Source organism: Litoreibacter sp. (genome assembly GCF_058136045.1).
Genome location: NZ_JBYVDD010000006.1, coordinates 326437 through 346428 on the forward strand (window position 1 = coordinate 326437; position 19992 = coordinate 346428).

The 19992-nt window shown below is 53.3% G+C and carries 21 protein-coding genes and 1 tRNA gene; 8 read left to right on the plus strand and 14 right to left on the minus strand.

The genetic code is table 11. The annotated features are described in order from the left end of the window. Window positions 1–12 precede the first annotated feature (12 nt). The 6 genes from AC3Y7R_RS10025 to AC3Y7R_RS10050 form a co-directional block, all read right to left on the minus strand. Window positions 13–1041, minus strand: a complete 1029-nt coding sequence (locus AC3Y7R_RS10025; protein ID WP_490041894.1) for an ABC transporter ATP-binding protein — start codon at window positions 1039–1041, stop codon at window positions 13–15. Then, window positions 1029–2453, minus strand: coding sequence for a mannitol dehydrogenase family protein (locus AC3Y7R_RS10030; protein ID WP_490041895.1), 1425 nt, complete (start codon window positions 2451–2453; stop codon window positions 1029–1031). The genes AC3Y7R_RS10025 and AC3Y7R_RS10030 overlap by 13 nt, the downstream gene beginning before the upstream one ends. After that, window positions 2450–3343, minus strand: coding sequence for a cupin domain-containing protein (locus AC3Y7R_RS10035; protein WP_490041896.1), 894 nt, complete (start codon window positions 3341–3343; stop codon window positions 2450–2452). The genes AC3Y7R_RS10030 and AC3Y7R_RS10035 overlap by 4 nt, the downstream gene beginning before the upstream one ends. A gap of 90 nt (window positions 3344–3433) precedes the next feature. After that, window positions 3434–4264, minus strand: coding sequence for a carbohydrate ABC transporter permease (locus AC3Y7R_RS10040; RefSeq protein ID WP_490041897.1), 831 nt, complete (start codon window positions 4262–4264; stop codon window positions 3434–3436). Continuing rightward, window positions 4261–5121, minus strand: a complete 861-nt coding sequence (locus tag AC3Y7R_RS10045; protein ID WP_490041898.1) for a carbohydrate ABC transporter permease — start codon at window positions 5119–5121, stop codon at window positions 4261–4263. The genes AC3Y7R_RS10040 and AC3Y7R_RS10045 overlap by 4 nt, the downstream gene beginning before the upstream one ends. 114 nt (window positions 5122–5235) lie before the next feature. Then, window positions 5236–6543, minus strand: a complete 1308-nt coding sequence (locus AC3Y7R_RS10050) for an ABC transporter substrate-binding protein (RefSeq protein WP_490041899.1) — start codon at window positions 6541–6543, stop codon at window positions 5236–5238. A gap of 360 nt (window positions 6544–6903) precedes the next feature. On the opposite strand from AC3Y7R_RS10050, the gene msrB reads away from it, so the two are divergent. Beyond that, entirely contained in the window at window positions 6904–7350 is a 447-nt protein-coding gene (msrB, locus tag AC3Y7R_RS10055; RefSeq protein ID WP_490041900.1) for a peptide-methionine (R)-S-oxide reductase MsrB, read from the plus strand. After that, window positions 7347–7853 carry a peptide-methionine (S)-S-oxide reductase MsrA gene (gene msrA / locus AC3Y7R_RS10060; protein WP_490041901.1) on the plus strand — a complete coding sequence of 169 codons (507 nt, stop codon included), beginning with the start codon at window positions 7347–7349 and terminating at the stop codon, window positions 7851–7853. The genes msrB and msrA overlap by 4 nt, the downstream gene beginning before the upstream one ends. A 156-nt stretch (window positions 7854–8009) precedes the next feature. On the opposite strand, the gene AC3Y7R_RS10065 is transcribed toward msrA, so the two are convergent. The 4 genes from AC3Y7R_RS10065 to AC3Y7R_RS10080 form a co-directional block, all read right to left on the minus strand. Further along, window positions 8010–8085: transfer RNA gene (locus tag AC3Y7R_RS10065), tRNA-Thr, on the minus strand. A gap of 42 nt (window positions 8086–8127) precedes the next feature. Next, entirely contained in the window at window positions 8128–9600 is a 1473-nt protein-coding gene (locus AC3Y7R_RS10070; RefSeq protein ID WP_490041902.1) for a heme biosynthesis protein HemY, read from the minus strand. A gap of 12 nt (window positions 9601–9612) precedes the next feature. Then, entirely contained in the window at window positions 9613–10818 is a 1206-nt protein-coding gene (locus AC3Y7R_RS10075) for a COG4223 family protein (RefSeq protein ID WP_490041903.1), read from the minus strand. Window positions 10819–10916: 98 nt separating this feature from the next. Then, window positions 10917–11558 (minus strand): uroporphyrinogen-III synthase, encoded by a 642-nt coding sequence (locus AC3Y7R_RS10080; protein WP_490041904.1) that lies wholly within the window; start codon window positions 11556–11558, stop codon window positions 10917–10919. Window positions 11559–11636: 78 nt separating this feature from the next. On the opposite strand from AC3Y7R_RS10080, the gene tsaD reads away from it, so the two are divergent. The 4 genes from tsaD to AC3Y7R_RS10100 are packed head-to-tail and all read left to right on the plus strand — an operon-like array spanning window position 11637 to window position 14359. After that, window positions 11637–12734, plus strand: coding sequence for a tRNA (adenosine(37)-N6)-threonylcarbamoyltransferase complex transferase subunit TsaD (tsaD, locus tag AC3Y7R_RS10085; RefSeq protein ID WP_490041905.1), 1098 nt, complete (start codon window positions 11637–11639; stop codon window positions 12732–12734). Further along, window positions 12731–13702 (plus strand): NAD(P)H-dependent glycerol-3-phosphate dehydrogenase, encoded by a 972-nt coding sequence (locus AC3Y7R_RS10090; protein WP_490041906.1) that lies wholly within the window; start codon window positions 12731–12733, stop codon window positions 13700–13702. Before tsaD ends, AC3Y7R_RS10090 begins: the two co-directional genes overlap by 4 nt. Further along, on the plus strand, window positions 13674–13946 hold the full coding sequence (locus AC3Y7R_RS10095) for a YciI family protein (RefSeq protein ID WP_490041907.1): 273 nt from the start codon (window positions 13674–13676) through the stop codon (window positions 13944–13946). Before AC3Y7R_RS10090 ends, AC3Y7R_RS10095 begins: the two co-directional genes overlap by 29 nt. After that, window positions 13946–14359, plus strand: coding sequence for an EVE domain-containing protein (locus AC3Y7R_RS10100; RefSeq protein ID WP_490041908.1), 414 nt, complete (start codon window positions 13946–13948; stop codon window positions 14357–14359). The genes AC3Y7R_RS10095 and AC3Y7R_RS10100 overlap by 1 nt, the downstream gene beginning before the upstream one ends. A 767-nt stretch (window positions 14360–15126) precedes the next feature. Here AC3Y7R_RS10100 and AC3Y7R_RS10105 read toward each other — a convergent pair. The 3 genes from AC3Y7R_RS10105 to ahcY form a co-directional block, all read right to left on the minus strand. Next, window positions 15127–15468 (minus strand): DUF2853 family protein, encoded by a 342-nt coding sequence (locus AC3Y7R_RS10105; protein WP_490042021.1) that lies wholly within the window; start codon window positions 15466–15468, stop codon window positions 15127–15129. A gap of 136 nt (window positions 15469–15604) precedes the next feature. Further along, a complete protein-coding gene (locus AC3Y7R_RS10110; RefSeq protein ID WP_490041909.1) occupies window positions 15605–16300 on the minus strand; it encodes an extensin-like domain-containing protein in 696 nt (231 codons plus the stop codon). A gap of 29 nt (window positions 16301–16329) precedes the next feature. Further along, the gene (gene ahcY / locus AC3Y7R_RS10115; RefSeq protein ID WP_490041910.1) at window positions 16330–17721 is read right to left on the minus strand and encodes an adenosylhomocysteinase; all 1392 of its coding nucleotides are present in this window, start codon (window positions 17719–17721) and stop codon (window positions 16330–16332) included. Window positions 17722–17829: 108 nt separating this feature from the next. Here ahcY and AC3Y7R_RS10120 point away from each other — a divergent pair, with 108 nt between their 5' ends. Beyond that, window positions 17830–18420: an HD domain-containing protein gene (locus AC3Y7R_RS10120; protein WP_490041911.1), complete on the plus strand. Its 591-nt coding sequence runs from the start codon at window positions 17830–17832 to the stop codon at window positions 18418–18420. Beyond that, entirely contained in the window at window positions 18417–18896 is a 480-nt protein-coding gene (locus AC3Y7R_RS10125) for a GNAT family N-acetyltransferase (RefSeq protein WP_490041912.1), read from the plus strand. Before AC3Y7R_RS10120 ends, AC3Y7R_RS10125 begins: the two co-directional genes overlap by 4 nt. 9 nt (window positions 18897–18905) lie before the next feature. Here AC3Y7R_RS10125 and AC3Y7R_RS10130 read toward each other — a convergent pair whose 3' ends face one another. Further along, a complete protein-coding gene (locus AC3Y7R_RS10130) occupies window positions 18906–19778 on the minus strand; it encodes a LysR family transcriptional regulator (protein ID WP_490041913.1) in 873 nt (290 codons plus the stop codon). Window positions 19779–19992: the final 214 nt, after the last annotated feature.

Here is a 19992-nt window from a genome sequence, read left to right on the forward strand (position 1 = left end):
AAGGTCAAGCCCTCAATCGTTCTTGGACAACCCATCAGAGCCAAAAACATGCAGCCGACTTGTAATCGCGTTGAAATACAGTGTGTCGCCATAAGCCTCTGTTGGCGGTTTCTCCATTTTAGCGATGAAGTCTACACCTTCGGGAGAGGTCAAATGCGCCAAAGCATATTCCCCCAATTGCTCAACCAATTCCAGCTTACCAGACACGAACGCCGCTGCCGCATCGCATTGTTCCAAATGCTCGGGGCGAATACCCAGTGAATCGCCCTTCACATAATTGGAGGGCATCGCATCGTCATTCACGTCGCCGTCACCATAGAAATTCATTTTCGGACTGCCGATGAATTGTGCCACGAAAGCATTTGCAGGGCGCTCGTAGAGGTCAATTGGCGCGCCAACTTGTTCAATACGACCATCCCGCAGAACCACAATTTTGTCAGCCAAAGTCATGGCTTCGACCTGATCGTGGGTCACATAGATCATAGTCGACTTCAACCGCTCATGCAGGCGAGCAATCTCCAAACGGGTTTGCACGCGCAGGGCGGCATCCAGATTGGACAGCGGTTCATCAAACAAGAAAACTTCCGGGTCACGCACAATGGCACGGCCAATGGCGACCCGTTGGCGTTGCCCGCCAGACAGGTTGCGTGGTGAGCGGTCGAGGTAGTCAGTAATCTGCAATATCTCTGCTGCCGAATTCACACGACGGTCAATTTCTTCAGGAGCCGTCTTGGCCTGTTTCAAGCCAAACGCCATATTCTCGAACACTGTCATATGTGGGTAGAGAGCGTAGGTCTGGAAAACCATAGCCACACCGCGTTTCGACGGAGCGACCTCATTGACCTCACGATCACCAATCGCAACCGTGCCGCTGGAAATGCTTTCCAGCCCCGCAATCATCCGCAGCAATGTGGATTTACCACAGCCCGACGGCCCAACGAAAACGACAAATTCGCCGTCCTCCACATCTAGATCAACGCCGTGCATTACTTGCACGTCGCCATATGATTTCTTCAAGTTTCTGATGGTTACACCGGCCATGTCAGCTCCATTTCCATAATCGCACCGCGCAAAGCAGTTGGGAAGTCAGGGAAGCGGCCCGGAAGGTCCGCCCATAGTAATTTCGAAGTGCAGAAAGCATCCAAGCCCGCATCACCCTGAAGCATTGTCTTCAGGGCCTCCCAGCTAGGCTCTAAGTAGGAGAAATTGATCAACCCCGCCTCAACGTGGCGCGCAAATACGTACCAGCTTGCGATCGAGCGCAGGCAAGCTGCGGGCATCACGCCTTGCTCTAGACAGCCTTCCAGCGTGGGGCGGATAAAGATTGGGAACTTCGCCATGCCATCCGCGCAAATCCGCTCAACTGAATCAGCAATAGCGGCGTTTCCGAAACGCTGGGCAATGCTTTGGAGGTACTCAGCCTTTTCAAATGGCAAATCGAGCGTTAACGCCGACAGCACCTCATCTTGCTCATAGCTCCAGAAGTGTTGCTGCAAATCAGGGTCGCGCATCGCCGCATCAAAAGTATCCAAACCACGCAATGCTGCAAGGTAGGTCAGGCAAGTGTGGCCGCCATTCAGAATGCGGATTTTCGCCTCCTCATAAGGATGAACATCTGCGGCAACGGTCACACCAGCCGCCGCCAAATCCGGCATTGGGCCTGCAAACTTATCTTCAAGAACCCACTGAATGAAATCCTCTGCGATAATGGGTGCATCAACTTTTGTGCCAAAAATCGCCTGAATTTCGGCCCCTAGCTCTGGGCTGCCGCGAGGCGTAATCCGGTCCACCATGGAACAAGGAAACGTCGCGTTTCCTTCTACCCAAGTGATCAAAGCGGCATCTCCCAAGAGGTTCAGGTACGCTAGGAAATTTGACTTCAGCTTGGAGCCATTCTCGCGAATATTATCGCAGCACAAAATGGTGATGGGCAAACCACCCGCGTCCATCCGGGCGCGCAGTGATGAGGCAAGGTAAGAGTACACCGAAACCGGTGCTCCCCCTGTAAGCTCTGCCTCAATCGTTGGATCGACAGGGTTCAATGCCCCGGCATCGTCAGTATAGTATCCGCTTTCCGTCACTGTGATTGTTACCAAATGAACCGACGGCAGCGCTAGCAGTGCTTCGGCAGCCTTTGCATCGACGCTCCAATCCTCAAAGGCGACATGCGAGCGAACCCGGCGAAAGTCCACAGCCCCTTCAGGGGAAACCGACTTGATGATGTAGCCCTCGTCTGCCGTGCGATGCCGGGCAAAGCTATCCGCCTCTGCACCACGTAGATTGACGGCAGCAATCCCCCAACGAAGGTCACCCGTCAGCTCCATCATATCATCAATGTACAACGCCTGATGGCCACGGTGAAAAGCACCAAACCCCAGATGCACCACACCGATAGCGCAAGCGCGCCGGTCATAGTTGGTAGCAAACAGTTCAGGCCGGTCGTATTGATTCATGACGCGCGGGTCCCTTTTGAGTTTAATTCTTGCCGCGCAAAGTCACGATAAGCTGACGGTGTCATATCCTTCATTTTTAGAAAATGACGGTTGAAGTTTGCTAGGTTTTGAAAGCCGACGTCGTAGCAGATAGCTGAAATCGGCTCCTCGGTCGCGTAGAGCATCCCGCAGGCTTGGCCGATACGAACCCGGTTCACGAACTCTACAAAGCGGTGCCCGGTAACAGATTGAAAGTTCCGCGAAAAAGACGTCGGGCTCATGCTCGCCTTACCGGCCGCCATTTCCACCGAGATATCGTCCGCATAATTCGTCACAATGTGATCAATCACATCCGCAATACGGGCTTGCTTGCTGTTCCCTTCAGGTTGGACCAACTTCATCACCGACAGCGTCTTCTTCTCGGGATGTTCATTCACGCTGATCATAAATCGTAGGAATGCCACGATCCGCTCAGGGCCTCTGGCGTCTCGAATTTCCTCGAAATACTCTTGGGCCACAACAGGATCAAACCCCACAAATTCGATGCCAGATTGCGCCAACGCCAACATCGGCCGCTGATCTAAGAATTCCGGAAATGCCGTCGCCAGCCGATCCAGACTCCCTTGGCTAAACTGAACCATCATGTCGCGAATCTCGGCTCGTTCTTTGTGAACCTCATCCGTGATCCAGTTGTGCGGCAAGTTTGGCCCGGTCAGAAACAAAGCCCCCGGTTTGAAATCCCCAATGTAATCCCCCACGAACGCCTTGCCGCGCGTGGTCGTGATCAAATGCAGCTCGTATTCGCGGTGGCTGTGCCATCTGCACAGATCAGACGGCCAGCCATGCTCCAAATAGCGGATGCTCTCGGTGGCGCGATCAACGATCTCAATTTCCGGTTGAATTATCGACATCAGCGCACCTCTAGAGGGTCTTGCCACGGGCTACATCGGCCGGTGCAACCCAAATTGCACCGGCACCCAAGCCTATGACATTCGCTTTGATCATTTCACCGCACCAAAGGTCAGGCCCTGAACCAACTGTTTCTGGCACAACCACCCAAAGACCACGATTGGCGCGCAGGCCAGTGTGGAGACGGCGGATAATTTAGCCCAAAACAGACCTTCTGGTGATGAGAACGAGGCAACCAGAGCGGTTAGCGTACCTGCATCAGCCGAGGTCAGGTTGATCGACCAAAACGCTTCATTCCAACACAACACGATTGACAGCAAAGCGGTTGACGCAATGCCCCCCCACGCCAGCGGCATGACAATTTGCGTAATCTCGTTCCAGGTCGAGGTGCCATCCATGCGCGAGGCTTCCAGTATCTCTTTTGGAATTTCGCGGAAGTAATTGAACAAGATCATCATAATGATCGGTAAGTTGATCAAAGCATAGATCACCACCAAAACAATCTTGGTGTCCAGTAAGCCGAATTTTTGACTCAGCAAGTAGATCGGCATCAGCACACCGACAGCGGGCAACATTTTAGTGGAGAGCATCCATAGCAAGATATCTTTCGTAAACCGGCCGGTATTGAACGCCATAGCGTACGCCGAGGGGATCGCGATAATCATCGCCAGCACTGTGCCACCGACCGAAGTCACAACCGAATTCCACGCAAACTTGGTATAATCGGTACGTTCTTGGATCAACGAAAAGTTATCCAATGTGGGCTCAAAGAAAAGCAGAGGCGGGATTGCAATGGCTTGAAGCTCCGTTTTAAAGCTGGTCAGAACCATCCAGAAAATCGGGAAAAAGAACAGGCAGGCCACAACCCAAGCAGCGATAACGGCAATGCGGTTCTTTATGCGGGATACTTGTGCGTCGGTCATGTCATCAAGCTCTTTCCGATTACTTTGATCAAGAAGAAGGCGGCAATGTTGGCGATGATGATTGCAAACACACCCCCAGCCGACGCCACGCCTATGTCGAAGCCCTGCAACGCCTGCGTGTAGATCAGGAAGGCAAGGTTGGTAGACTGTGTGCCCGGACCACCCGAAGTTGTCACGAAGATCTCGGCGAAAATCGACAGGTGAAAGATCATCTGGATCATCAGCACGATCGCAATCGGGCGCGCCAGATGCGGCAAAGTCAAATTATAGAGTTGCGACCAGAACCCGGCGCCATCCAAAGTGGCGGCTTCCTTCTGTTCTTGGTCTTGGCTTTGCAGCGACGTCATAAAGATCAAGATTGCAAATGGCGTCCACTGCCAGCTCACGATAATAATCACGGACAGCAAAGGCACATCAGACAGCCAGTCAATGGGCTCGATCCCAACAGCATGTGCAAGCACCGCAAATAACCCGTAAATCGGGTTCATCATCATGTTTTTCCAAAGCAATGCGTTCACTGTCGGCATGATGAAAAACGGCGAGATAAGCATAACCCGGACCAGTCCACGGCCAAAGAACGGGCGGTCAATCAGCAAGGATATCGCAAGGCCCAAGAGGACCGAGATAGCCAATACAGAGCCAACCAGAATGAGCGTATTTACCAACGCAGGCCAAAAGGATGGGTCCGTGTAAAAGTAGGTGTAATTGTCTAGCCCAACAAACCCGGAACGCTCTGGGTAGAGCAGGTTATAGCGGATGGTTGAGAAGTAGAGTGTCATGCTCAGCGGCACGATCATCCACAGCATAAGCACGATGATACTCGGTGCTTGTAGCCATCTGACGAGTGTTGGGTTCATAGCGAGCGTCCCTATGTTTGGCGGCATGTTCAGGTCGCATCATGCGCCTGAAAACCAAATCCTAGCGAAAGTGGTGGGGCGGCGGCCAAAGCCTCCGCCCCAAGTGAAAGCAGCTTAGTAGTAGCCAGCTTTCTTCATTTCGCGGTCAGCAGCAGCTTGAGCATTTGCCAAGGCTTCTTTGACCGTGATGTTGCCAGCCAGTGCGTCAGTCATTTGTTGACCAACAACTGTACCGATTGCCTGAAACTCAGGGATCGCAGCAAACTGAACACCAACATATGGTGATGGGTTCAGGGTGCTGTCTTCTGGGTTAGCAGACAAAATCGCCTTCAGCTCAGCCTCGTCAAAGGTCGCAGCTTCTTGGAACTTAGGGTTGTCATAGGTTGACTGACGCGTGCCCGTTGGGACCGAACCCCAGCCATTCTTAGACGCAACCAACTCGATGTAGGACTTAGAAGTTGCCCACTCGATAAAGGTTTTCGCATCAGCAGACTGCTTGGTGCCAGCTGGAATAGCCAACGACCATGCCCACAACCAGTTTGCACCTTTGGTGGTCGCTTTTTGTGGCGACTGCGCAAAGGCAATCTTGTCAGCAACTTTAGATTGGCTTGGGTCAGTCACAAAGGACGCCGCAATCGTTGCGTCAATCCACATGCCGCATTTGCCTTCGTTCATCAAAGCAAGGATTTCGTTGAACGAGTTACCTTCAGAGCCGGGAGGGCCCGATTCATTAAGCATCTCAACATAGAAAGTCACAGCATCCTGCCAAGCGTCGGAATTCAGTGCAGGTGTCCAGTCTTCATTGAACCACTGAGCGCCAAAGCTGTTGGCCATAGTCGTCAAGAACGCCATGTTGTCGCCCCAACCCGCTTTGCCACGCAGACAAATTCCGTAGACGCCTTCGTCTTTGTTGGTGATCGCTTTAGCCACATCGCGGATGTGATCCCAGCTTGGGCTATCCTCGATGGACATGCCGGCAGCCTCGACCAAATCCTTGCGGTACATGATCATGGAAGATTCGCCATAGAACGGCGCAGCATAGAGCTTGCCCTCATGGCTCAATCCGCCACGCATAGCGGGCAAGATGTCATCGACATCATATTCAGCGTCAAATGTCAGCTCTTCCAACCAGCCACGTGCGCCCCAAATCGGAGCCTCGTACATGCCGATAGTCATGACATCGAACTGACCGCCTTTGGTGGTGATGTCTGTCGTCACGCGGGACCGAAGTGTACCTTCATCCAGCGTCACCCATTTGAGAGTGATGCCAGGGTTGGCAGCCTCAAAGTCAGGTGTAAATTTTTGCATTTCGACCATGTGGCCGTTGTTCACTGTAGCGATAGTTAGCTCGCCTGCGACTGCGAATGATGCGCCAGCCACACCGAGGGCCAAGCCCAGAGCTGTATTACGTAGAAATTTCATGTTTTCCTCCCTGAAATCACGTTTAGCAAATTCTGTCCTCCTACGGTGCGGCGTCGCTCCACTTTCAGCCAATATCATTTCCGCAAGAATTGATACTTTTCATGCATAAATGTGAGCAAACGCCCGCACTCAGCATAAAAATAATACAACTCAGAGCCATCTCATAACAAAATAAGCACGATTCTCGGCTACGTAATCACAAAACTGAGAGGGAGCTTGTCGTAGAAAATATCTAAATTATATGCGGAAACACGGCCACTAAAATTACGGTTTAGAAAAATGAATTTAGTACAGTAGGAACTTCTGTATACATCCAACAACACCCCGTGAAATCAGAACGCACCCGAAAGAAGATCCCAAATGAAATACACAAAGACGGACAGCGCCCTTGCTAAGCTAACTCCCGAACAGTTTCGAGTGACGCAAGAAAATGGAACTGAACGTGCGTTTTCAGGGGCCCTCACTGACAATAAATCCCCCGGTATTTACGTCGATACCGTATCAGGCGAGCCGTTATTCGCCTCCTCAGACAAGTTCGAATCCGGGTGTGGTTGGCCAAGCTTTACCAAGCCACTCATTGCCACACATGTGACAGAACATAAAGACGCCACTCGTGGGATGGTTCGCACCGAAGTTCGTTCCTTGCATGGTGACAGCCACCTTGGTCATGTATTCCCCGATGGACCAGAAGACCGGGGCGGGTTGCGGTACTGTATCAACTCTGCCAGCCTCAAATTCATTCCTCGCAACAGCATGGTAGCTGAAGGCTACGGGGAGTTTCTTGATCAGGTGGAGGACATCGAATGACAGAGCGTGCTGTTCTAGCCGGTGGGTGTTTCTGGGGTATGGAAGACTTGATCCGTAAGATACCCGGCGTACTATCGACCCGTGTAGGCTATACTGGTGGGAACGTAGAGAACGCCACTTATCGCAACCACGGAACGCATGCCGAAGCGATTGAGATCACCTTCGACCCCAGCATGGCAAGCTACCGTGGTTTGTTGGAATTCTTCTTCCAAATTCATGACCCATCCACCCCATTGAAACAGGGAAATGATCTTGGCGCGTCATACCGTTCGGCGATCTACTATGTGAATGATGCACAAAAAGAAGTTGCCTTGGACACGATTGCAGACGTTGATGCCTCAGGTTTATGGCCCGGAAAAGTTGTAACCGAGCTGGAACCGGTAGGTGTGTTTTGGGAAGCCGAACCCGAGCATCAAGATTATCTGGAACGTATTCCGAGCGGCTACACATGCCACTATGCAAGGCCCAATTGGGTATTACCCAAGCGCAAAACCTCTAAATAGTTAAGGCAAACTTAGAAACGTCGAAGCTTCTACCGCGTAAAAACCTAGTGGTGCAGGTGAGAAGACAAATCTAGAAACCATACACCCAAAGGTGCGACTGCGCCTCGGGCGGCCAGCCCGCCCCGTCGGAGGTGCTACGCACCGTGAGACAGAAAATGGTGCCGCTGATAGGACTCGAACCTACTACCCCATCATTACGAATGATGTGCTCTACCTGATGAGCTACAGCGGCCACGGCGCGGAAAATACCACTCTGAGCGCCACGGGGAAAGGCCTAATCTTCCTTAGTATTGACCTCGGCAGGAGTATCGCCGTCAACAACTTCAGCATCCGGCACGGGGTCAACATCTACCTCTGCGGATTTGTCTTCCACCTCTCCTACAATCAGTGGCAACATTGCGGTTCCAGCCGGCATCGAAGCGGGTGTTTCAAGCGTCTCAGTCCAGCTCAAAGTATCGAGGCTTCCACAACTTCCGCACGTCGGGCTCCATACTGGCTGCACGGTTTGGCATTTTTCGCAGACCCATTGCGGCCCGCGAGATGCCGATAATGCGCGGGTCAGCCACCCTCTAACCACCGCATCATCTGAGCCTTCGCCACGCTCTACCGCAGCCATAATCGTCAATATTCGGGCCGTCGGGGCGCTTTCTGCCAAGCTTCCAATAGCCCGTCGCGCAGCGGGGAAATTTTCCGCTGCAATATTTAGCTCAGCTATCAACATCTTGGTCTCTGCATGCTCGGGCAAAGCCCGGGTCAATGCGTTAAACCGCTTAATGCGGGCTTGCGGTGTCTCCTCGGGTAAAATCTCTGCAAACGCAGCCGCCAAGTCAGGATGGGGGCGGGCAGCCCAAGCTTTTTTGAGCACCCGAGCTGCATATTTAGGCTTCTCTTGCTCGATATAGCTGCGCGCGGCCAAAACTGCGGCTGGAATCAAATCCGGCGACAGGCGGTTCGCTTCAATCGCGGTCTCGCGCGCCTCAATGCTAGAGCCGTCAGCAAAAATGTCGCGCGCCTCCGACAGTGCCAAAACCGCATCGCGACGGCGATGAACGTCTCGCGGCAAGCTCCCGTGCTTCAATTGGGCATTTAGGGTTTTCCGCGCTCCAGCCCAGTCCTCGGTCTTTGCCTGCAACTTCAACAACACGTCTTGAGTTTCTTCATGCTTCGGTTTCAAAGCAAACGCTTTTTCCGCCAATTTTAACGCTGTATCCGTATCACCTTCGGCCAGCTTTTGCTTCATAATACCGCGCACACCAACAAACCGCGTGCGCTCATCGCCGAGTAGACGCTTATAAACTTCTTGGGCTTTCTTTGTGTCCCCAACTGTCTCGGCGGCTTGCGCGGTCAAAATATTGGTCAGCTCGGGGCGTGCCAAATATTTCTCGGCTCTGGCTGCCTTAGCCATTGCAGCGCGCCCCTCACCAGACGCGAGCGCCATCATCCCGTCGGCCAGAGCCTCGAAACCTTTGCGCTCCCGATTGCGTGTGAAATAGCGGCTGATTGCGGTTTCGTCGCCGTTGAGAAACCGAAAAGTCGCGACCAGAAGCCCAAACACCTTCAGCAGCAGCCAGAAAGCCGCAAGCATGACAGCCAGCCCAAGTAAGCTCATCAGTGGGCTAAGTGTAAATTCCGTATTAGCGACTGATACCCGCACCCCGCCGCTGGTCTCCAGCAACATGCCCAACCCCATTGTCACCGCAATGACAACGGAAACGAATACCAAAATTTTTACGAGAGACCAAAGCATATAATATGTATCCTAATTCGCGTTCAGCGCGTCTGAAAGGCTATCTAAGGCGGCCAATGCATCTCGTCGAGTTGCCGTAGCGGTGGCCCAATCTTGAAGTTCGGACTTACCCGCGTCGGGCAACATTTCTACCGTTGCCAGCGCGCCGCCCAGATCACCTGATTTTACGGCGGCCTCTGCCCGGGACAACACGGCATCGGCGTCATCACCATCACGCGGAGTTAATGAGCGTGCGCCCAATTGGTCTTGCAAGAACAACTTCAAACGGTCTGTTGGCGCATCGCCCGCAGACGCTTTCAACGATGCAGATAACGCCCGACGCGCACCGGCTGAGAACTGTGCTTCCAGAGTTGCGGCGCTAGGAATACCAGTGCTCGCATTGTCAGTAAGCACATCAGGAATATCTGTGGCGGCGGCGATATCAGGCAGAGCCTCGGCGTAACCCACACCTGTATTCATTGCCACACGCAATGCATTCAGCGCACCGCGCGCTTTGGCGCGAGCCTCGGCTTGCACTGCGGTCTCTTGCTGTGCTTGTGCCGCAGAAATTTGATCCAGCGTCAGTGCGCTTATCTTATCCAAATTTTCCTGTAGCGCATCCATTTCAGCCTTTTGCGCCACCAATTTGGCTTGCAGCTCGGCAGGCAATAATTCTGTACCATCAATCTTTGGCAACGCATCAATGCGCGCACTCAGTGCAGCAATACCTTCTGCGCCTTGGGCTTGCGTATTTTTCAAGGCGAGTGCCAAATCTTCAATTTTCGTTGACTGCACTGTCAATGTATCCGCGACATCATTACTGCCACCAAAAACTGGCCACTCTGCGGCTTTGAAATAGAGTGCGCCTCCGAAGCCGATCAAGGCGGCTAACGCGCCCCCAAAGAGCGGCCCTAAAAAGCCATTTCGCTGTGCAACCGGCGTTACAGGTGCGGGAGCGGCGGCTACATCAATGTCCGCCTCATCAATATCCGCCTCGGCACCGCTATCGCTCGCGATGTCAACTTCTGTATCAACCCCGCCATCAGCTTCGGTCTCGACCTCTTCAACGATGTCATCGGCCACATCAAGAACAACGCCCTCAACCTTCGTATCTACCATTGCGTCATCCAACGCATCAAAATCTGATTCTTGCACGATACCAGAAATTGCTTCTGCTTTGGTCGGTTTGCCGCCAGCAACTGGCTTCGGCGTGGGTGGAGTTTTCTTCTTACGGGCCAAGGCGCGTGTTCCTTCTCACTGCGGTCACGGGACGACTCTATTTTGTCACCACACCTGCGACCTTAAACCAACACTCCACATGCCCTCAAGCAAAACGCCTAACCCAGAGCAAACCTTATGGCTCGGATCATCGCTGGGCCATCAGGCGCATCCGCAACAAGAGCAACCTCTAGCCCTCCTATGCGCGCGGCGTCGCCAACGGCTGCACTCATTGCAACAACTGCTATAGGGGCTGTTTTCCCTCTAGGTAACTGTTCTGCAAATCGCGTAGCACTTCGCGGGGAAAAGAGCGGGACAATTACCTTACTGGTCCCATTCAAAGCCTTGCAGGCTTCATCCGTTAAAGGAAGGGGGCTTTGTTCATACACAATGAGCACTCGAACATTGGGACCAACATCACCCGCCACATACCGACCGCGCGCATGAACCAGCTGCGCCCCATCAGATTCCAAATCCAAAAGTTTTTTCAAATCTTCAAGGTCGCCGCCTGCACTCACAGCGTCAAACCCCGCATCCTGCGCAGCCTGCGCTGTTCTGTCGCCCACACACAGTGCCCTCCCGCGCCATTTTTGACACCGCTTAAAGCCCAAAACACCATTTTCCGAGGTAAACACCACCACATCCGGCACATCCGGCAACACGCGAGGTGCCAGCCAAAGCGTTTCCATTAGAGGTGAAATCACCACCCGTACATCCAGCAGCTTGGCAAACCGCCGAGACGCTGCCAGCGGGCGGGTCAAGAGTACAGTCGGTGGGATTGTCGGAACCATGGCAAAGGTGTTACCCGTTGGCAAAGCTCCGCACAACAGGCCTAAACCTTGGCACAAACTCTCACGATCCTCGGCATTGAAAGTAGTTGCGACGACACCGCCGCCGCAGTTGTTCGTCATGCACCGGGTCAACAGCCAGAAATCTTGTCGAATGAAGTTTTTGGGCAAACTGAACTTCATGCGGATTTTGGGGGCGTTGTGCCGGAAATCGCAGCTCGGGCACACGCCGAGAAACTAGACATTATGGTCGAGGTTGCGTTAGCTAAATCCAACTTATCGCTATCAAAGATAGATGCCATTGCCGTCACGTCCGGCCCCGGATTGATTGGCGGCGTCATGTCCGGTGTCATGTGTGCCAAAGGGTTGGCGGCGGGATCCGGCAAACCGCTCATTGGGGTAAACCACCTCGCAGGCCACGCATTAACCCCGCGACTAACCAATCAGCTGGAGTTTCCCTATCTAATGCTGCTGGTCTCAGGTGGGCATTGCCAGTTCTTGATCGCACACTCTGCAACGAAATTTCAGCGCCTTGGCGGTACCATAGATGATGCTCCGGGCGAGGCATTCGATAAGATCGCGAAACTCATCGGCCTATCTCAACCCGGCGGACCTGCCATAGAAACCGCAGCAAAACTCGGTGATCCAAAGGCACATAAGCTACCCCGCCCCTTACTCGACCGCGAGGGCTGCGATATGTCCTTTTCAGGCCTAAAAACGGCGACGTTGCGCGCACGGGATGCACTGATAGCAAAGCAAGGTGGGCTTCATTCACTTGACCAAGCCAACTTGTCGGCTAGTTTTCAAGCTGCTGTTTCCGATGTTCTGGTCGAAAAAACACGCCGCGCGCTGCAACTATACCTAGATCTCTCGCCCGCATCGCCATCCCTTGCCGTCGCTGGCGGCGTTGCGGCAAACCAAACAATTCGCGCCAGCTTGCAGGCCTTAGCCGATATTCATAATGTGCAGTTTATAGCCCCTCCAATGAAGCTTTGCACCGACAATGCCGCAATGATCGCATGGGCAGGGTTAGAACGCTTTCGCCAAGGATTGTTTGATGATCTGACCCTCATAGCAAGGCCTCGATGGCCGCTCGATAATATAGCCCCAGCCATGCTAGGCTCAGGCAAAAAAGGGGCTAAAGCATGAGCAAAATAGTTGTAGCCGGAGCAGGCGCATTTGGCTCCGCTTTGGCCATTGCACTGGACATGGCAGGGCGCGATGTCACTCTTGTTGGCCGCGCCGTCGATACATATCGCGAAACCCGCGAGAACCCACGACTTAAAGGCGTGCCTATCCCGGCCTCCATCAAGCTTTCCACCTCACTCCGGGTCACCTCGGATGACTTGTTGTTACTGGCCGTCCCGATGCAATCTCTAGCTGGATACCTGTGCGAAACCCTTCCAAAACCCAAGGCCGCCATTGCATGCTGCAAGGGGGTGGACCTTACCTCCGGCCGCGGTCCGACAGCTATCATCGACGACGTCCTCAACACACCTTCAGCAATCCTAACCGGCCCTAGCTTTGCGGCTGATATCGCGCGTGGCCTACCCACAGCTTTGGTCATCGCCACCCAAAACGCCAACGGACCTGAGCTGCAAGAAAACCTATCGACTGATACCCTACGCCTCTATTTGTCCGATGACCCGATCGGCGCGGAACTGGGCGGTGCCCTGAAAAACGTCATCGCTATCGCATGCGGAATGTGCATCGGCGCGGGCATCGGAGAAAGCGCGCGCGCCGCCCTAATGACCCGGGGCATGGCCGAAATGTTGCGCATGGCGGTCACCATGGGGGCCAAACCTGAAACATTGGCCGGTCTCGCGGGCTTTGGCGACTTAGCGCTTACCTGTACCTCGGAGCAGTCGCGCAACTTTTCGTTTGGCCTGTCGCTTGGAGGCAAAGGCCCTGCTCCAACCGCCACAACCGAAGGCCGCCATACCGCCCGCGCGATTGTAACGCTGGCAGAGGCCAAGGGCGTAGATATGCCCATCGCCAAGATGGTCGCCGGGGTGGTAGAAGAGAAACTAACGTTGGATCAGGCGCTCTCAATGCTCTTGTCTCGTCCACTTACAAAGGAATGGCCTTATGCTTATCGCCCTGATCTGCACCGATAAACCGAACCACCTCGACACCCGCAAGGCAAATCGCGACGCGCATGTGACCTACCTGAAAAGCACTGATGCGGTAGTCCAAGCTGGTCCATTTTTGGATGCGAACGGTGACATGTATGGCTCGCTTGTTATTTTGGATTTGCCCGACATGGACGCCGCCCACGCCTGGGCCGCGGCTGACCCCTACGCAAAAGCCGGGTTGTTTTCCGAGGTTCGCTTGGAGCAGTGGAACAAGGTTATCGGCTAATGCGCTACTGGCTATTCAAATCTGAGCCCTCTGTCTGGTCATGGGACAACCAAGTTGCCAAGGGCGATGCGGGCGAAGAATGGGATGGCGTGCGCAACTACCAAGCCCGCAATTTCATGCGAGAGATGGCCTTGGGTGACCAAGGTTTTTTCTACCACTCGCAAAAAGACAAAGCGATTGTTGGGATCGTCGAGGTCTGCGCCACCGCGCATCCAGACAGCACAACCGACGATGAACGCTGGGAATGCGTAGACATCAAGGCGGTCATGCCATTGAAATCATCCGTCACACTGGAAATGTGCAAGACAGATGAGCGCCTATCACAAATGGTTCTCGTCAAGAGCTCACGGCTTTCGGTGCAGCCTGTATCTGATGAGGAATGGCACATCATCCGTCACCTGGGCGGGGTATGAAGTTAATCTTTCTCAGGCCCGATTGCTGTAGCGCTTGCCCAGTCCCCACCCGAGAATCTAAAGACGCTCGTTTTCGTCGCCAGTTTCGCGACTAGCCCCAGACGCCTCCCCCCATGGATGGCTTACGGGTTAGGTTTCTTTCCCTTGCGAAATCAGATCTCAATCCGGCTGTTACAGGGCGTTGCAACAGGAACGATACGCCGCAGCGCATTTACGCAAGATTTACAGCGCGCCTTGGGTAAGGTGAAAAAGACCACTATCTAAGAGCCGCCCAAGACCGCTTCGTCCCCCACCGCCATGCCAATCATTTCAAGCAAGCGGGCGCTCAGGTGGAAGCCATCCATGGTCCGCATTTCTTGCTCCAAATCCAGCCAAGCCTCTGCGCCGCAAGTATCCCGAATTTCGCTCGAAGCCTGTAGGTGAATTGGTCGGCTTTTGTCAGTGACAGGATTGCCTTGGGCTTCATGACAAGTATGAAGGCAGCCCGTTTGGAATAAAAAATTCTACACTGAAAATGAAAAGAGGGCTCCGATCTGCCGGAACCCTCTTCTACCCCACGTGTTTGGTTACTCGCACCACGTGACTATGAAACTAGGTCCGGCCTTACTGGCCTGATGTGTTCATGGATAGCTATCCACTGGCTGCATTGCAAACAAACTATACCTGCAACTTGCCTCTAGTTTCATTAAAATGCGTAATGATAGGGCCAAACAAAACGCCCGCACGAAAACCGGCGGGCGTCTAAACTCGTGCAACAGGCAGGCCGTTTAGCCGTACACTGCTTCTTTGTTGAAATGCTTAGTCAGCATGTAATACACAACAGCGCGGTATTTATTGCGCTCAGATTTGCCATAAACTTCGATAACCGAATTTATAGCTTCCATCAGCTGCGGGCTATCAGACAGCCCCAATTTTTTGATTAGAAAATTATCTTTTACTGTTTCCAACTCGGATGGCTGGCTACCAGCAACGGTAGAAGCGTCAGCGTTATAAATAGCCGGGCCACAGCCGATGGTAACTTTGGTTAGCAAATCCATATCAGGCGTCATGCCACATTTATTTTTTAAATCGTCCGCATAGACAGCAATCAGATCGTCACGTTTTCCCATAGAAATTTCTCCCACCAATGAACGGGCACAAAAGCCCTGTTTTAGACCCCTCTCGGATCTTGCGGGAACAATACGTGCTAAATCTGCCAAGCCAAAGGAAAAAGGAGCTCGTTTTTCCCCGCAAGTAAACCTCTGCCTAACGGCAAGTGCCCCAGCCATTGTTTTGCAAGTGAAAATGGTCTGCGTGCAGCGAATTATAGTCCGGCCCTAACACGGTCGAAAACCACCTACACCCAGAATCCCGTAGATCACGAAGAAATGCTTGCCGGTCAACTGAGCCGTTCCAATCACGTAGCAAGTCCACTTTGTGGCCATCTGCCAATACGACCCCCCGGATGTCGATTGAGGCCGCCGTCGCATGCGTGCTCATCCGCGTTGAGGACCCGCGAATAGGGCGGCAATTATAGCTCCCAATATGGCGAATCCCTGTGACTGCTTGGCCTAAATGCTTCTGCGCGGCAGGCTGCACCCCGTGTCGCTCCCACATGGCCAATCGAAGCGCTGTTTCGCAAGCCGTCTCGATAGGGCGCATGCTGGCGTCCCCCACTGTCGAGAGTTTCACCCGATTGCGAATATGACAGCCATCTCTTTCCAGCAAGGGGGCCATTAGGGAAGCAGACCCAGCATCCGCCAATGCCACACGGCACATCGCAGGATCAGCCACCGCACGCCTAAGTTTGAAGTAAGTAACCGGTGTTACAGGGTCGGCCACCACCAGAGCGCGCATCGGATTCCATTCGCGCGGCATAGGGCTACGCGGGTCAGTAAATGCCCAGTAAATGCCGAACGCCACCACAGTAAAAACCGTGATGGCGCTGATAATACTAAGCAATATTCGTAGAGTGGCGATAAGCCGTCTCCTTAGTAACGGTAATGCTCGGGTTTGAATGGGCCGTCTTGTGGAACGCCAATATAATCCGCTTGTTCTTTATCCAAACGTGACAGCTTCACTCCGATACGATCAAGGTGAAGACGGGCTACTTTCTCGTCCAGATGCTTGGGCAGGATATAAACGTCATTTTTATATTCGTCGCCCTTCATCCACAGCTCCATTTGCGCCAAAACTTGGTTGGTGAAGGAGGCGGACATCACAAAAGACGGGTGCCCCGTGGCGTTACCAAGGTTCAACAAGCGTCCTTCCGAGAGCAAGATCAAACGATGGCCATTGGGCATCTCGATCATGTCCACTTGCTCTTTGATACTGGTCCATTTGTGGTTCTTCAGCGCAGCCACTTGGATTTCATTGTCGAAGTGGCCAATGTTGCCCACAATCGCCATGTCTTTCATCGCGCGCATATGCTCGATGCGGATCACGTCTTTGTTGCCTGTAGTCGTGATGAAAATGTCCGCGCTATCTACAACGTCTTCGAGCAACACAACTTCGAACCCGTCCATCGCGGCCTGCAAGGCGCAGATCGGATCCACTTCAGTTACTTTCACGCGGGCACCAGCGCCCGACAGCGACGCGGCCGAGCCTTTGCCCACGTCACCATAACCCATCACAATCGCAACTTTACCGGCCATCATTGTGTCAGTGGCGCGGCGGATACCATCCACCAGCGATTCTTTGCAGCCATATTTGTTGTCGAACTTCGACTTGGTGACAGAATCGTTCACGTTGATTGCAGGGAAAGGCAGCTGGCCTTGCTTGACCAATTCATACAGGCGGTGAACGCCCGTGGTGGTTTCCTCAGAGACGCCTTGGATTTGATCACGCATTTTGGTGAACCAACCCGGCGTTGCGGCCATACGTTTCTTGATCTGCGCAAAGATCGCTTCTTCTTCCTCAGAAGTTGGGACCTCAATCAACGCGGTCTCGCCATTTTCAACGCGAGCCCCCAGAAGAATATAAAGCGTCGCATCGCCACCATCATCCAAGATCAGGTTCGGGCCGTCTTTGAACATGAACGACTTATCAAGATAGTCCCAATGCTCTGTCAGAGTTTGACCTTTGATCGCAAAAACCGGAACGCCCGTCGCCGCAATCGCCGCTGCCGCGTGATCTTGGGTCGAGAAGATATTGCACGACGCCCAGCGCACATCAGCGCCAAGAACTACCAGTGTTTCAATCAAAACCGCCGTTTGAATTGTCATATGCAATGAGCCAACAATGCGCGACCCGGCCAGAGGCTTGCTCTCGCCATACTCTGCGCGCAAAGACATCAGCCCCGGCATCTCTGTCTCGGCGATGTCTAATTCTTTACGACCAAAATCGGCCAAGTTAATGTCTTTAACGATGTAGTCCTCGGCCATGTGCCCGCACTCCTTAAAATCATAGTTGAGGGCAGATAGCACCCTCCCCCCCTCTCGACAACGCCTGATCCACATGGAAGAAACTAGGACGCAACAAAAGGCCACCCCATGAAACAGCCCCGCGCATGGCAACGGATGCTTTCAGGTCGCAGGTTAGACCTGCTTGACCCAACACCGATGGACATCGAAATCGAAGACATCGCCCATGGCTTGTCTTTTGTCGCCCGCTGGAACGGGCAAACCATGGGCGAATTCGCCTACTCCGTGGCTGAGCATTCCGTATTGGTGGAGCGTCTGTTTTCAGCGGCCAACCCCAAAGCCCCGGTTAAATGGCAATTGGCCGCACTCTTGCACGACGCACCAGAATACGTAATCGGCGATATGATATCACCTGTTAAAGCCGCAGTTGGGCCTAGCTACGCTGAGCTGGACGACCGCCTCACCGCCGCGATCCACCTTCGGTTCGGGTTGCCTGCCACAACTCCGATAGCGGTCAAAAAGCAAATCAAAAAGGCCGACAAGATGTCGGCATGGCTAGAAGCCACACAAATTGCCGGATTTTCCATTGATGAAAGTAATAAGCTTTTCGGCGCACCCGGTGACAGCATACCGCTACCTAAACGACTGATCCCACGCCCCCCGATGCTTGTGAAGGCCGAGTTCCTAGCTCGCTTTCAAAAGCTATCAGCGGCTTTATGATTGTTCAGAAAGGCCTATCAAGTGACCGTGGCGCATTGGTAGGAATCTTAAATGAAATAATCTCGATCGGCGGAACAACGGCGTTTGAAATCCCCCTGAAGGTTGCCTTCTTCGACCGCTTCATAAACCCGCCCAGTTCCAAAACATTCCTTCATGTGGCGGACGTCGACGGGGATGTGGTGGGATTTCAATGGATGGAACCACTCGCCCCACCTCACAGCCACATCGGTGGCATCGCCACTTTTGCGCGTCGCGATACAACTCAACGAGGCGTCGGTTCAGCCTTATTTGAGCGTACGCGAGCATCTAGCCATGATGCAGGTTACACCTGTTTAGATGCCACCATTCGCGAGGATAATACCGGCGGGCTGGCCTTTTATACAAAACTTGGTTTCTTGGATCATTCCGTAACACATGCCGTCCCGTTAAACGACGGCACGCCTATAGATCGCATCCATAAACGGATGAAGCTATAGTCCCCCAGTTTAATCTGCCGATGCTCTCAACCACCGTAGAATCGTTTTCAAACCTGTGGATTGCACCCCAGGACGCGTCACTAAGTAATACCCAAGAGATGTACGCGGCGCCTCGTACAAGCCAACCAAAGCCCCCTGCTTCAGATCATTTTCAACCAAAGCTCGCCCCTGAATAGATAATCCAAGTCCGGCACGTACTGCGGAAAGGACAAGAGCATTCGTTGGCAGATTACTAATTGCAGCATTCGACAAGTCCAGCCCCACGTCTTCGGCCCAAACCCGCTGCTCTTGCCGTCTTGCCTCAAAAACCCACGGCAAAGAGCATAAAGATTTTATATCCCCTGTCCGCGCTTTCGCTGCCAGTTCCGGCGTTGCAACCACGACGTAATTAGCGTTCACCAATAATTCAGCTTCCAAGCCTTTCCAAGCACCTTGGCCATACCGAATAGCCAAATCAAATCCGTCACGCCGCATGTCAACCACGGCCGACGATGGATGAAGGACCACCTCAATATCAGGGTGTTGCGCCCAAAACTCTCCGAGCCGCGGCATAAGCCAGTTCTCGGCGAAAGTGGGGGTCAACGCGACCTTTAGCGGCTGATTGCTCCGATACGAGCGCAGGTCCCGCACGCCCGATGCGATTGTGCCGAACCCTTCACTCAGAGAGACCGCTAAGTTGCGGCCAGCCTCCGTCAAAGCCATGCCCGTTCCCTGACGGAAAACCAACTCGCACCCGAACTCAGCCTCAAGCGCACGCACATGTTGCGCAACCGCCGCATGGGTAACATTCAACTCACGAGCCGCGGCTGAAAAGCTCGATAAGCGCGCTGTAGCCTCAAGCGCCCGCAATGCTGACAGGGAAGGAAGATCACTCCAATTCATGATTTATATGTTAGCTGAACTATCATCTATAAAATCATACTGATGTGCAAATTAAAGGCAAGTGGCTCATGTTAGATCACAGCATAATAGAAGGACTACAAGCCATGCTCACCCTACTTTCCTCCATTATTCTCCGTGCACTTCACGAGCGGAGTGATTTCCCTGACCACCCAAAAGATCATGCAGACCGCTACATTCGCAGCCCCCGCGCACG